Here is a 12125-nt window from a genome sequence, read left to right as displayed (position 1 = left end):
ATGTCCCTGATGATCCTGGTCGCCGGACCGTACCGGTCGGGAACCGGCGACGACCCGGTAAAACTCGCAGCCCACGTCGACGCGATGAACGAGGCCGCCCTGAACTTGTTTCGCGCAGGTCACCTCCCAGTCACCGGCGAGGCGCTGGCCCTCCCGCTCATTCAACTCGCCGGTTCCACAGAGGTCGGAGACCCGGCGTTCGACGAGATCTTCCACCCCATCGCGCGGCAACTGCTGTCACGCTGCGACGCCGTCCTGCGGATAGGCGGACCGTCCGCGGGCGCGGACGAGATGGTCGAGCAGGCGCGCGCCGAGGGCAAGCGGATCTTCACCAGACTCGAGGACGTGCCGGCCTGATGCGGTGGACGCAACGGCTGGCCAGGCGGAATTGTCTCTACGTAGCAGATTCCGTAGTGCCACGGATACCCCGAATGGTCGAGGCGGAGCAGGATCTTCACCATGAGCGATCGGTCTGCGCCCAACTCGCGGTACAAGAACCTCGTCCTCGCGCTCAACCACGCCTTCAACACCGGCGACTTGTCAACCGTCGACGACCTGCTGACGCCGGACTTCGCTGAACGAGACATGCCGCCCGGCCCCGAGGGGTACAAGACGGCCATCCGGGAACTACGCGCGGCACTGGCTGAGCCAAGGTCGGAGGTGCTCGGGCTGGTCGCTGAAGGGTCGACGGTGGTGTTGCGAGTCCGGCTGACCGGAGTCCACGTCGGCGAGATCGTCGGGGTGGCGCCGACGCGGCGCCAGGTGGACGTGGAGCAGATCCACTTCTACGAAGGCAGGGACGGGCGCTTGGCGACCCACCACTACATCAGGGACGACCTGGCGTTGCTCGGGCAATTGGGAGTCCGGTCGGACGTGACGGCGACCATGTACCTCCGGCCGGGTCACCAAACCAAATACGGCCACATGGCCCGCTACGCCGGCTGAGATTACGTGCTGGCACGGATAGCGCGCCTGCTGGGAAATAGCCACGATTCGGCCATGAGGAACACGTGGGCGATGATCGACACGCTGAACGATCTCACATCGGAAGCCGCGCTGGTTTCATCGGCATCCTGCCAACAAAGCGCTGCCCTAACCGCGGTCCCGATCGCTCCCACGCGCGCACCAGTAACGCCTAACTCCACCAGGCTGGAGGTCAGCTTCGGCAGCAGGCGCGACATCGCGGCGGCGGGCTCGTGAGTACGCCGTACCTCAACCTCACCACTGCGGCGGGCAAGGTCGCCGCTTTCTCAACCGCGGTCCGGCTCGGTCTGCTCGACCGAATCGATCGTGAGCCAGCAGGCCCGGCAGAGCTGGCCCGCACCTGTGGAGCCACGGAACGCGGAGTCCGCGTAATCCTCGCGGCACTCGACGAAGGAGGCTTCGTCGAGAAACTCCCAGACGGTCGGTACCGACCAGTCCTGACAGGACTCGCCGGCCTGCACCCGCTGATCCCCTTGTGGGATCACCTTCCAGACGCCGTGCGAACCGGCGTCCCGGTGCACGGAACAAATGCGTCACCGCCAGGCAGTGCTCTCCACCCGCGTCCGGCAACGGTCCTGGACGGACCGTGGACCAACGCTGTCCAACAGGTCATCGCCGCACTTCCGGCTGACGCGAACCGAGTGCTGGACATTTCTGTCAGCAATGAACCGTGGACGATTCCGTACTGCCAACGGCATCCGCGAAGCCACGTCACCGTCCTCGACCTTCCCGACGCGTTGCCCACAATCCGGCGCGCGGTGTCACGCGCCGGTCTCCTTCACCGGTACGACTTCCTCCCCGGTGACCTGTTCACCGCCCAGCTGGAACCAGATGCCTACAACCTGATCATCGTGGCGCACGTCTGTAGCATGCTCGGTCACGCCGAGGGAGCCGCACTGATCAGGCGGCTGACTGCGGCGTTGGCTGCCGACGGCGTCCTCGCCATCATCGACACCCTCGCGGGTGCCCCTGGTTCAGCGATGCAAGAGCTGGCGCTGTACTTGCGGACGCGCGCAGGGACGGTCCACCAGCCTGACACCTACCGGTGCTGGCTCACCGACGCGCGTCTCAGTGGAGTCAGTGGCATGAACCTCCCCTTACCGCTGGCGATTACGGTGATCACCGGCAGCAAGATCGTTCCCGCCAAGTCCGCGCAGGACGAACCATCGACTGAGGAGGGGTAACACGCGTGTCGGCAACCGCTAGGCGCAAACATGGACGTGTCGGCTCACGACCGGGAAAACTTCCCGACCGATCTAGGTGCGTACTCCCTGTTGTCTGGGTGTCGGCCCACGAGATGCTGGCGGAATGGAGGCTGTGTCAATCCGTTGTCACACGTCTGGTGCGGAACGCGGTCCCGCCGACAGCGACGGAGGCGTCATGACATCGCTGCCACCGGAGAAAGAGCTGACAGTGGTCCTCGCGGACGACCATCCGGTGGTGCGCAGTGGACTGCGCGCGTTGCTGTCCTCCGTCGAGGGGATCACGGTGGTCGCGGAGGCGACCAATGGTCGTGAAGCCGTTGACGAGACAGTGAAGCACCGGCCGGATGTTCTGCTGGTAGACCTCCAAATGCCTGGTCTGAACGGCATCGCGGCAACCCGAGAGGTCCTGCAGGCCGCCCCTGAGGTGGCAGTGCTGGTACTCACCATGTTCCACGATGACGAGTCGGTGGTGTCGGCGATGCGCGCGGGCGCAAGGGGCTACATCCTCAAAGGTGCGGGCCAGGAGGACATCGTCCGTGCGGTTCGTGGGGTGGCGGCCGGCGAGGCGATCTTCGGTCAGAACGTCGCGCACAGAGTCCTCGACCTCCTCGCGACTCCGCGGACAGCCGAACCGTTCCCGGACCTGACCGTCCGAGAACGAGAGGTGCTCGATTTGGTGGCCGCCGGTCTGGGCAACGCCGTGATCGCTCGCCAGCTGCACCTGGCACCCAAGACCGTGAGCAATCACATCTCAGCCATCTTCGCCAAGCTGCGAGTCGTGGACCGGGCGGCCGCGATCGTGCGAGCACGAGAAGCAGGGCTAGGACGTTAGGCAGCGGGTTCTTCATACCGTTCCGCCACAGCTTCTCGCACCTGCGCGGTCGGCGTAACAAAGATCAACCGGTCAGGCTCGGGTTGGGCGACGATCCAACCCTTCGTTCGTTGGTACATCAACTGGTGCCGTTTGCACAGCAACCGGTAGTCGCGGTCGCGGTGCCGCCGACGTCGGCTGGCTCGTTTCGACGTGTGCACACGGCACTTCCGGCCTGGAACCCGACAACCCGGCTGCCGACATGTGCGGTCACGCATCCGGATCCGCTCCGCGAGCCCCTCAGACGCGTACCTGTTCGGGCTCACGTCCAGCAGGTGGCCGAAGTCATCAGTGACGAGCCTGCGGAGTACGCCATCACGAGCGAGCTCGCGGCACTGTTCAGCGGTGATCGGCCCGTACTCGGTCAGTTCGCCGGGCTCGTCGTTCAGGCCTATCAGAGTGCTCAGCGGCACAGTGACGTTGATGGTGGCCCGTACCCGCTGCCTGTCATTGCCCAGTACGAGATCGATCAGCGCGTCCGCCCTTCGCTGGGCGAGAGTCCTTGTGTCGTCAGGAGTCTTCGCCTTGTGGGCAAGGTGATTCAGTACGTTGTACGCCGACTCGGCCTCACCGGCAAGCATCGTCGCGACCAGCTTGGCCGAACCGTCTTCACTCTTGCGGGTGACGACGTCCCGCTGTTCCAGTCTCTGTTTCCGTTTCCGCTCAGCCGCTTCCGGGTCGACCTTCATTGCCTGACGACGCAGAGCGCGACGATACTCCTGATAGCTCGCGTGCGCCCCGTGCGAAAGCACAGCCTTCTCAACTGTCAAAGCGTCGTCGTCGGACAAGTCCTTCGTGATCTGATAGGTCGCCCGCAAGCGGGCCGTGTCGATGACGCCGTCCTGCAACGCCTGGAGCGTGGCAGGTAGTCGGCGGACGATGTGCTCGGCCTCGAGTATTCGTTTTGTGGCAACCCTTATCGACATGTTCATAGGTGCGGCGAGCTCTTCGGGCGTGCCGTCAGCGAGTTGGATGCCGGGCCTGTCCGGCGGGCGGCACTCAGCGAGCTTGGCGAGGTCACGGATCTGCATGGCCTGCCAGAAGTTTTGCCGCTTCTCTGCCGCTTGGATCGCTGTGATGATCTCGGCTTCGGGTGTTGTTTGAGTCATGTCGTTGACCGTAGACGTGGGGTCTGACAATTTGTGGTGATTCGTCCGTCCAGTTCGTAACGATGGTCCATCGGTACGGAGCTTTCCTACTCAGGGCACAGAAATCACCCCGCCCAAGGACGCGGGCGGGGTGATTCCTTGACCGATCACCGGCTGGGGGGACGGCAATCGGCGGCCTGGTGTCAGTTTCCTTCGATCTGGTCCGCCGGTGGGACCTCGACCTTGACCGGTGCGCCATATTCGAAGAAGTCCCAGTTCATCGACCCGCCCGCGTCATCGGCGGACATCGATATCTGGATGCGGGCGAGCCTTCCCTTGCTGTCGAGGAACAACTTGATCGCGCCTGACGAGATCTCCGTGTCATCCTTCTGGTCCGCTGGGAGCTTCGCCGGGTCGAGTGTCACCTTGTACCTGGTCGTCGGGACGCCGCGAATGGTCTCCGAGCCGTCCGGGGTGACATCCGCGATTTCCTTGACCTTGTCGATGAACACCATCGGGTCGCTTCCAGCGCTTTGCCCACCGACCGAGCCCAACTCGCCCAGCGACGACGGCAACTGCTTCAGGTCGACCTTCGACCACTTCGCCGCTGGAGCACCCTCGATGGAAGTCTTCATGTAGACGGTGTTGCCGTCGTTGAGGATGATCATCGTGGTCTTCTTGCCACCCATGTCCATCACAGAGTCGATTTTGGACCGATTGTTCTTGAAGTCGATCTCCCCCGTGCTGGTCCAGCCGACCACGCCGGGCCCAGCCTCACCCGCGAGTTCCATCTTCGACTCGAACTTGCAGCTGAGCTCGCTCCGCGTGGTCTTGGCCGCCGAGGCGATCAGGGACTTGGGGTCGGCGTTGGAAGGGCTGTCGGGCTTAGGCGCTTCCTGCTGCGTGACCGTTGCACCGGATTGCGGCTGAGGGCTGCCGGACACGGCGGACCTCTCACAGCCCGCCACAGCGAGCACAGACAGCGCGACCGCTGAGCTCACGCCGACTCGAGTACGCATAGTGCTTGGTCCCTCCGTGCCCTCGGCGCCGGTTCGGTTTCCCGGCACCGACAACTCTGGTTCGCCCAGACCCCCAAGCGGCAGGGCTCTCGCCCGGGAAAGGACGGGAAACTGTCCGGACGAGATCGGGACCTCGATCCCAGGACAAATCAGCCAGCACGAAGGACCATTACGTGGTGCCGCACTCTGCTCACCGCATGGCCGCTGGCCTCGCCTGGGGAACGCTCGCGGTCTCCGCCGTGGGCACGACCGTGGCTGTTGTGCTGGCGATCACGGGCGGAGTGAGCTGGCAGCCGGTCGTCGAGAACACAGCCATGGGCATCGCGTGCGCAGTGAGCGGCGCCCTGCTGGTCGCACAGCGGCCGAAGAACCCGATCGGGTGGTTGTTCCTGGCAGCCGCCCTGGCCAATACTGTCACCGCTGTCTCACTGCCGCTGGACTACGCAATTGGCCGGCAAGCGTGGGTGCTGTCAGCGGCGTTGGCGTTGCCACTGGCGCTCCTGCTGTACCCAACTGGGCGACTACCCGGCCCATGGTGGGCGGTACTGGCGTGGGCGCTTGCTGTGGCCACGCCGTTCGTCGTCCTGGGCTTGCCAGCGGCCCGGATTGTGTGGACCGGACTGACAGCCGCTGTGGCGGCCCCACTCGTGTTGCGCTACCTGCGTGGCGACGAGGTGGTGCGCCGTCAGTTGCTGTGGTTGGTGCTGGCACTGACCGGCAACGCACTGGCGTCCTTGCCATGGCTTCTTCGACTGGGCCCGGGACTGCTGCTCATGACGCCCGCGTTGATCCCGGTCGCGATGGCGATCGCCATACTGCGGTATCGCCTGCTGGACATCCGGCTGCTGGTGTCCCGCAGTTTGCTGTACTTACTGATGGCGATCGGCGTGATCGCGATTTACGCCGGTCTGGTCGTCCTGCTGGGCCAGGCGCTGGATGTCGAGGCTCATCTGGGTGTCGCCGCGCTCGTCGCAGCCGGTGTGGCGCTGCTGTTCAACCAGGTGAGGATCAGGCTCCAGCCCGTCATCGACCATGCGCTGTACGGGCATCGACGCGATCCGTTCCGGGCGCTGAGCCACCTGAGCGCTCGGCTCGACACCGAGATGGATTCGCTGGATGACCTGCTCACCGCGGTCCGTGACGCGTTGCAACTGCCGTACGTCGCGTTCCGGCTGCAAGGCCGGGAAGTCGCCGCGTCCGGATCGGCAGCCGGTGTCCTCGAGGTCGTCCCGTTGGCCGCGTCCGGCGCTGCGAGCGGCGACCTGGTGATCGGTGTGCGCCCCGGACAGAACCGGCTCGGCAGTCAGGACATGCACGTCCTCGCGGTCTTGGCGATCCCCCTGGGCGTGGCACTGCGGGCCACGATGTTGTCTGAGGAGCTGCAACTGTCGAGGGAGCGCATCGTCGCGGCCCGCGAGGAGGAGCGTCGGCGTCTGCGTCGTGACTTGCATGACGGCCTGGGCCCGACGTTGAGCGGAGTCGCCTACGCGACCGACGCGGCCAGGAATCTGGCGCGCTCGGATCCGGATACCGCAGTGGACCTTCTGGTGCGCCTGCGTGGTGACATCGGCGACGCGATCGTCGAGATCCGCCGCCTTGTCGAGGGCCTTCGCCCACCTGCCTTGGACGAACTCGGCCTCATCGGCGCTTTGCACCGAGAAGCCGAGCGTCTGTCCTATCAGGAAGGCGGACATCCGTTGACGGTCAGCGTGGACGCACCAGCAGACATGCTTGAACTCCCGGCCGCGGTCGAGGTCGCGGCGTACCGGATCACCGCGGAGGCCTTGAACAATGCGGCCAAACACTCCGGCGCCACGAAGGTCTGCGTACAGATCACTGTCGGCGACGAACTGCACATCCAGGTCCACGACGACGGCAAACCAGGTCCCGACGGGTGGTCTCCAGGTGTCGGCATGGCGTCGATGTCCGAGCGTGCTGCCGAAGTCGGAGGACGTTGCGAGGCACGTCCTGGACCTGACGGCGGCAGCGTCGAAGCCGTCCTCCCCCTAAAGCCGTGGTGAGACCACGCGATAGTGCGTCGTCAGCCGCCGGTCGTCGTCCAGGACATGAAAGGCGATCGACGGAGGCAGATCGAGATCGGCGATTTCTTCGGTCTCACATGGCAGCATCACTGTCGACACGACACCCGGCGCGACCAGCAAAGGCAGTCCCGCGAACGTGGTCGCCGCGCCAGTGTGCGCGTGCCCGCAGAGAATCCCGACCACGTTGGGGTATCGAGAGATCAGCGCGGCCAGCCGATCCTCACCGGTTTGCCTGATGCTGTCGATGAAGTGCGCGTGCAGCGCCACCGGCGGATGATGGAAGCACACGAACACCGGAGCATCTCCGGCATCGACCAGCACCGACTCCAGCCACGTGAGGGTTTCATCAGCGAGGTAGCCGTCCGGGCGACCCGGAATACTCGAGTCGCACATGGCGAACACAGCACCGCTGACACGATGGACCTGGTTGATCGGCGTCTCGGCGGTTGCCTCGCCCAGGAGTACCTCGCGATACGGCCCACGTGAGTCGTGGTTGCCCGGACAGTGCAGCAGTGTGGGCGAGTTGGAGAACAGCTTGGCGACTTTCTCGTACTCCTCGGCCAGACCGTGGTCAGCGAGGTCGCCGGTGACCAGGATCGCGTCGAGGGGGCCGGGGAGCCCGTTGAGATAGTCGAACACCTGCGTGGCCCGTGCGACGCTGCGCTCTTCGCTGTCGATGTGTATGTCGCTCACGTGTGCCAGAACGATCATTCCGCCCCCATTCGCCAGTGCAGCTTCGCTCCGACCACGCAGAGCATTGGACTTACAAAATACCCGATTCTGATCATCACCAAGAGTCCACTTTGCCTCGTTATCGCACGGCCACTTCACATTCGGGCACAGAACGACCTGGTCGCCTGTAAAAGCCACGTGGTCGAAGGCGCGGATGACAGCGGATACTCGCGAAGTGATCCACCAAGCCGACTCGCCATACCTGCAGGTGATTTGGCACGACCCAGTCACCGGTAGGCCAGGTTTCCTGGTCATCGACCGGCTCGTCCGCGGCGTGTGCAGCGGTGGCCTGCGTATGCGACCAGGCTGCACGCTCAGTGAGGTCGCGGGCCTGGCATCAGGCATGACCGCGAAAGAAGCGCTCAACTACGACCCTGCCGGCCGCTACATCCCTCTCGGCGGCGCGAAGGGTGGTATCGACTTCGATCCGCGAGACCCCGCCGCGGTGGACGTCCTGCGGCGCTACCTCACCGCTGTCAGGCCGTACATCGAACAGTTCTGGACCATGGGTGAAGACTTGGGCCTGCGCCAGGACACCATCGACGAAGTACTTGCCGAACTGGGCGTGCGGTCGTCGATCCAAGCCATCTATCCCCTTGTCGACGATCCGGCCAAAGCCCGGAAGCGTCTCGCTGACGCCTTCGAGATCTCGGTCGACGGGGTCGCGCTCGATGAGTTGGTCGGTGGCTGTGGTGTCGCCGAGGCCGCGCTGGCAGGCATCGAACATCTGAACCTGTCCCAGCCCAAGGCGTTCGTGCAGGGTTTCGGATCAATGGGTGGCGCGACAGCGAGATTCCTGGCGCGAGCTGGGGTCCGAGTCGCCGGGATCGCGGACGCGGCGGGAGTGGTGGCCAATCCGGGCGGCCTGGACGTCGAGCGTCTGCTGCTGACCCGCGATCGTTTCGGCACGGTCGACCGTGATCAGTTACGACCGGGGGATCAGCAACTGCCGCTGTCCGCATGGCTCGACGTAGAAGCCTCCGTACTCGTGCCCGCAGCCGTTTCCTATGCCATCGACGACGCCGGCAAAGTGCGGGCCGACTTGATCGTCGAGGCCGCCAACATGCCGGTGACCGCGGCGGCCGAGGTGCAGCTGTCCGAACGTGGCATCTTGATCATCCCGGACGTGGTGGCCAACTCCGCGACCAACTCCTGGTGGTGGTGGACGTTCTTCGGTGACGTCGAGGCGGACGCGGACGCCGCGTTCGGGAGGATCCGGCAAAGCATGCGCCAGCTGGTCGGCCGAGTTCTGAACCGAGCGGAACAGGAGGCGACCATTCCGCGAGCGGCCGCTGCGGCTTTGGCGGCCGAGGCGAGCGATGTCATCTCACGACGATTCGGTGCGGCCAGGGCGTGATTCACGCTCCTCGGTGTGCAGCCATAAGGCTGTGACCGGCGGCGAACACTGTCACCCTCGGTCCAGGCCTGTGATACTTCGCGTCATGACCTTGATCGGCCGGGCTGACGAGGTGGCCCGGTTCGAGGCCGCCATCGCCCGGCTAGGTACCAAGCCCTGGGTCATCGAAGTGGTCGGCGAGCCCGGCGTCGGTAAAAGCCACTTGCTCGACGAGCTGCGCACACGGGCGGTCGATCGCGGCATGCTGGTGCTCGGCGCCGCATCAACCGAACTCAACCAGCACATCCCGTTCAGCGTGCTCACCGCGGCTTTGGCTGAACACGTGGGCACTGCCGATCTCGGCACCGCACAGCGGAGCACGCTCACCTCGCTGTTTCCGCAACTCGGACCACAGCGCCCGGACGTCGCGCGGTACCGGATCCTTCGTGCCATGCGGGCGCTGCTGGAGTCATTGGCCAAATCCAGCGGCCTGTTCCTGCTGCTCGATGACCTGCATTGGGTCGACAGAGGCACGGCCGAACTCCTGGCACACCTGCTGCGCCACCCGCCTGATGGACCGCTGATACTCGCCCTCGCTCATCGGCCCGCGCAGTTGTCCGCGCAGGTCTCCGCAGCGATCAACCAGGCGGAACGGGACGGCGAGGTCGACCGGTTCGTGCTCGACGTGTTGTCAGTCGACGAGTTCGCTGAGCTCCTCGGTCCCAGCGTCCCCCGCGAGCGCTGTGAGGAACTCCACCGCGGATGCGGCGGCAATCCGTTTTACCTGCGGTTGCTCACCGAACCGTCCTCCAGCACGGCCGCAGCCTCGTTGATCGACGAACTCACCGGCTTGCCTGCTGCCATCCGGCTGGTGGCGCGATCGGCGGCGGTGGCGGGCGATCCGTTCGAACCAGGACTGGTGTCGGCGATCGCTGGGCTCGACATCCGCAGCACCCTCGAGGCGCTCGACAACCTTCTGGCGCGTGATTTGATCCGGGCGGACGACGAACGCAGGCTGCGGTTCCGTCACCCGTTGGTGCGCCAGGTCGCTTATCTGGACGCCGACGAGGACTGGGGCACGCTCGCCCATAGCCGTGCGGCGGCCGAGCTGGCGAAGCGGGACGCGTCGGTGACCGCACGTGCGCACCACACCGCGCTCGCAGCCCGTGCCGGCGATCTGGACGCGATCAGCACACTTGTCCGTGCCGCAAGCCAGGCGCTGGCGAAGACTCCGGCGATCGCGGCGCAGTGGCTTCAGGTGGCGCTCGAGTTGCTCCCGGCAGATCAGCCGCAGCTGCGTCAGCGGCTGATGACGATGACTGGCCGGGCCCTGGCTGTCACTGGGCGCCTGGCCGAAAGCCGCGACGTGCTGCGCACCGCGCTGGCCGAACTGCCTGACGACGACACCGAGACCCGGATGACCGCCGCTGCTCTGTGCGGGATGGTTGAGCGGCTGATCGGAGACTACGACTCCGCACGCGCAGTACTGATCGCCGAAATGCCCGTCGGGACGCACACGATCAGTTCCGCCAGGCTGAAACTTGAAGTCGTTCTTAACAGCGTCGTGCGCAGCGATTTCGGCAAGGACCTCGATCTGGTCTACGAAGTGCTCGGGTTCGCGCGCCGGTCGCGAGACCGAGTCCTGGACGCCGCCGCGCACGCGCTGCTGTCGTGGGCCAGTTACCTCACTGGGAATCTGGTCACCGCCACCGAGAGCTACGCAGCCGCGAAGGCCGTGTTCGACGGGGTGCCTGACGGCGAGATCGCGGAGTGGATCGAACTGGCTGTCTGGCTCAGCCACATCGAACGGCTCCTGGACCGGTTCGACGACGCGCTGCGGCACACCGATCGCGGCATCACGCTGGCCAAGGCGTACGGCCGCACTCACGTACTGCCGCAGTTGGCGGTCCAGCGCGCGATTGTGCTGCGCTGGCTCGGCCGTCTCGAAGAGGCGAGTCGGTACGCGCAAGAAGGGGCGACGCTCGCGCAGCAGCACGGCAACTGGTCGATCCGCAGGCACGCGTTGGTGATGGCCAGCCGGATCAGCCTCGTCGTGGGAGACACGTCCGCAGCCGCGGTGGCAGCACGCCAGGCCGTGGGCGCAGTCGGAGACGACACCATTCAGCCGTCCGTCGGCGCGCATCAGATGCTTGCACTCACCACCAGCCAGCCGGACCAGATAGCCGGCCTACTCGATCTGCTGGGCGGACCAGAGCTGACCAAGATCGAGGAGCCGAGTCGGCCGCTGCACTACGCGGAGCTTGCCTGGGCTGAGCTGACCTTCGGGCACGTCGACCGCGCGCGGGAATGGGCATGGCGCGCTACGCAGGCCACTCACCCTGACCTGCCGACACGGCTCGGCTTAGCCCGTCTCGCGACGGCATATACCGAGTTCGCCGCCGGTGCGTTCGGAAACGCCAGGGCGAGTGCTTCCGCAGCCGTCGAGGCGTTCGAACAGGGAAACGCTCAATTCGACGCCGGCCGTGCCCATTTGGTCTGGGGACGAGCGGCAGCCGGCCTCGGCAACTCGACCGAAGCGATCAGCGAACTTGAGAAAGCCACCGAACTGTTGTCGAAAGCGGGTGCGCCGATTCTCGCGGCACAGGCGACGCGGGAGCTGCGGCTGCTGGGACGCCGGGCAGCGGGATCGGAGACCTTGACCGCGCGGGAACGCCAGATCGCCGAGCTCGCGGCGAGTGGCAGCTCCAACCGGCAAATCGCCGAGCGGCTCGTGATCAGCGAGCGAACCGTCGGAACGCACCTGACGAGGATCTACGCCAAACTGGGAGTCAGTTCACGCGCGGCGCTCGCGGCGCAACGCACCCGGGGCGAGTAGGGATATGAGGTC

Annotated in this window: 12 protein-coding genes; 8 read left to right on the top strand and 4 right to left on the bottom strand. The window is 65.5% G+C overall.

Translation table 11 applies throughout. From position 1 onward, the window contains the following. The 3 genes from AOZ06_RS10060 (at window position 1) to AOZ06_RS56095 (ending at window position 1200) form a co-directional block, all read left to right on the top strand. Window positions 1-357 carry a DUF4406 domain-containing protein gene (locus AOZ06_RS10060; RefSeq protein WP_225954857.1) on the top strand — a complete coding sequence of 119 codons (357 nt, stop codon included), beginning with the start codon at window positions 1-3 and terminating at the stop codon, window positions 355-357. A 102-nt stretch (window positions 358-459) separates the two neighbouring features. Further along, a complete protein-coding gene (locus tag AOZ06_RS10055) occupies window positions 460-945 on the top strand; it encodes an ester cyclase (protein WP_054289188.1) in 486 nt (161 codons plus the stop codon). 72 nt (window positions 946-1017) lie between these two features. Continuing rightward, complete coding sequence (locus AOZ06_RS56095; protein ID WP_157232949.1) at window positions 1018-1200, top strand: hypothetical protein; 183 nt, start codon at window positions 1018-1020, stop codon at window positions 1198-1200. Between the two features lie 50 nt (window positions 1201-1250). On the opposite strand, the gene AOZ06_RS57675 is transcribed toward AOZ06_RS56095, so the two are convergent. Further along, the gene (locus AOZ06_RS57675; RefSeq protein ID WP_054289186.1) at window positions 1251-1505 is read right to left on the bottom strand and encodes a hypothetical protein; all 255 of its coding nucleotides are present in this window, start codon (window positions 1503-1505) and stop codon (window positions 1251-1253) included. Window positions 1506-1625: 120 nt separating this feature from the next. On the opposite strand from AOZ06_RS57675, the gene AOZ06_RS57670 reads away from it, so the two are divergent. Together AOZ06_RS57670 and AOZ06_RS10035 are read left to right on the top strand one after the other, a co-directional pair. Beyond that, window positions 1626-2168 carry a class I SAM-dependent methyltransferase gene (locus AOZ06_RS57670; protein WP_054289185.1) on the top strand — a complete coding sequence of 181 codons (543 nt, stop codon included), beginning with the start codon at window positions 1626-1628 and terminating at the stop codon, window positions 2166-2168. Between the two features lie 196 nt (window positions 2169-2364). Continuing rightward, window positions 2365-3021 carry a response regulator gene (locus AOZ06_RS10035; protein ID WP_054289184.1) on the top strand — a complete coding sequence of 219 codons (657 nt, stop codon included), beginning with the start codon at window positions 2365-2367 and terminating at the stop codon, window positions 3019-3021. Here AOZ06_RS10035 and AOZ06_RS10030 read toward each other — a convergent pair. Beyond that, window positions 3018-4169, bottom strand: a complete 1152-nt coding sequence (locus tag AOZ06_RS10030) for a DUF222 domain-containing protein (RefSeq protein WP_054289183.1) — start codon at window positions 4167-4169, stop codon at window positions 3018-3020. The two genes, AOZ06_RS10035 and AOZ06_RS10030, sit on opposite strands and share 4 nt — an antisense overlap. A gap of 182 nt (window positions 4170-4351) precedes the next feature. Then, complete coding sequence (locus AOZ06_RS10025; protein WP_157232948.1) at window positions 4352-5167, bottom strand: SCO4651 family lipoprotein; 816 nt, start codon at window positions 5165-5167, stop codon at window positions 4352-4354. 197 nt (window positions 5168-5364) lie between these two features. Here AOZ06_RS10025 and AOZ06_RS10020 point away from each other — a divergent pair, with 197 nt between their 5' ends. Continuing rightward, window positions 5365-7188, top strand: coding sequence for a sensor histidine kinase (locus AOZ06_RS10020; protein WP_054289181.1), 1824 nt, complete (start codon window positions 5365-5367; stop codon window positions 7186-7188). Here the strand turns inward: AOZ06_RS10020 and AOZ06_RS10015 are convergent. Next, a complete protein-coding gene (locus AOZ06_RS10015) occupies window positions 7174-8079 on the bottom strand; it encodes a metallophosphoesterase (protein WP_335338379.1) in 906 nt (301 codons plus the stop codon). The genes AOZ06_RS10020 and AOZ06_RS10015 overlap by 15 nt on opposite strands. A gap of 37 nt (window positions 8080-8116) precedes the next feature. Here AOZ06_RS10015 and AOZ06_RS10010 point away from each other — a divergent pair, with 37 nt between their 5' ends. After that, a complete protein-coding gene (locus tag AOZ06_RS10010; RefSeq protein ID WP_236952168.1) occupies window positions 8117-9298 on the top strand; it encodes a Glu/Leu/Phe/Val dehydrogenase dimerization domain-containing protein in 1182 nt (393 codons plus the stop codon). An 85-nt stretch (window positions 9299-9383) separates the two neighbouring features. Beyond that, window positions 9384-12113 (top strand): ATP-binding protein, encoded by a 2730-nt coding sequence (locus AOZ06_RS10005; protein ID WP_054289178.1) that lies wholly within the window; start codon window positions 9384-9386, stop codon window positions 12111-12113. Window positions 12114-12125 lie beyond the last annotated feature (12 nt).

Source organism: Kibdelosporangium phytohabitans, from assembly GCF_001302585.1.
Lineage (GTDB): Bacteria > Actinomycetota > Actinomycetes > Mycobacteriales > Pseudonocardiaceae > Kibdelosporangium > Kibdelosporangium phytohabitans.
The sequence above is the reverse complement of the archived record's forward strand: the minus strand, read 5'-3'. Positions and strand labels throughout refer to the sequence as shown.

What these genes read in the sequence shown, in the direction of transcription:
- AOZ06_RS10055 (WP_054289188.1), top strand. Translation starts at nt 460, where the DNA reads ATGAGCGATCGGTCTGCGCCCAACTCGCGGTACAAGAACCTCGTCCTC.
- AOZ06_RS10025 (WP_157232948.1), bottom strand. Translation starts at nt 5,167, where the DNA reads ATGCGTACTCGAGTCGGCGTGAGCTCAGCGGTCGCGCTGTCTGTGCTC.
- AOZ06_RS56095 (WP_157232949.1), top strand. Translation starts at nt 1,018, where the DNA reads ATGATCGACACGCTGAACGATCTCACATCGGAAGCCGCGCTGGTTTCA.
- AOZ06_RS10005 (WP_054289178.1), top strand. Translation starts at nt 9,384, where the DNA reads ATGACCTTGATCGGCCGGGCTGACGAGGTGGCCCGGTTCGAGGCCGCC.
- AOZ06_RS10030 (WP_054289183.1), bottom strand. Translation starts at nt 4,169, where the DNA reads ATGACTCAAACAACACCCGAAGCCGAGATCATCACAGCGATCCAAGCG.
- AOZ06_RS10060 (WP_225954857.1), top strand. Translation starts at nt 1, where the DNA reads ATGTCCCTGATGATCCTGGTCGCCGGACCGTACCGGTCGGGAACCGGC.
- AOZ06_RS10020 (WP_054289181.1), top strand. Translation starts at nt 5,365, where the DNA reads ATGGCCGCTGGCCTCGCCTGGGGAACGCTCGCGGTCTCCGCCGTGGGC.
- AOZ06_RS10035 (WP_054289184.1), top strand. Translation starts at nt 2,365, where the DNA reads ATGACATCGCTGCCACCGGAGAAAGAGCTGACAGTGGTCCTCGCGGAC.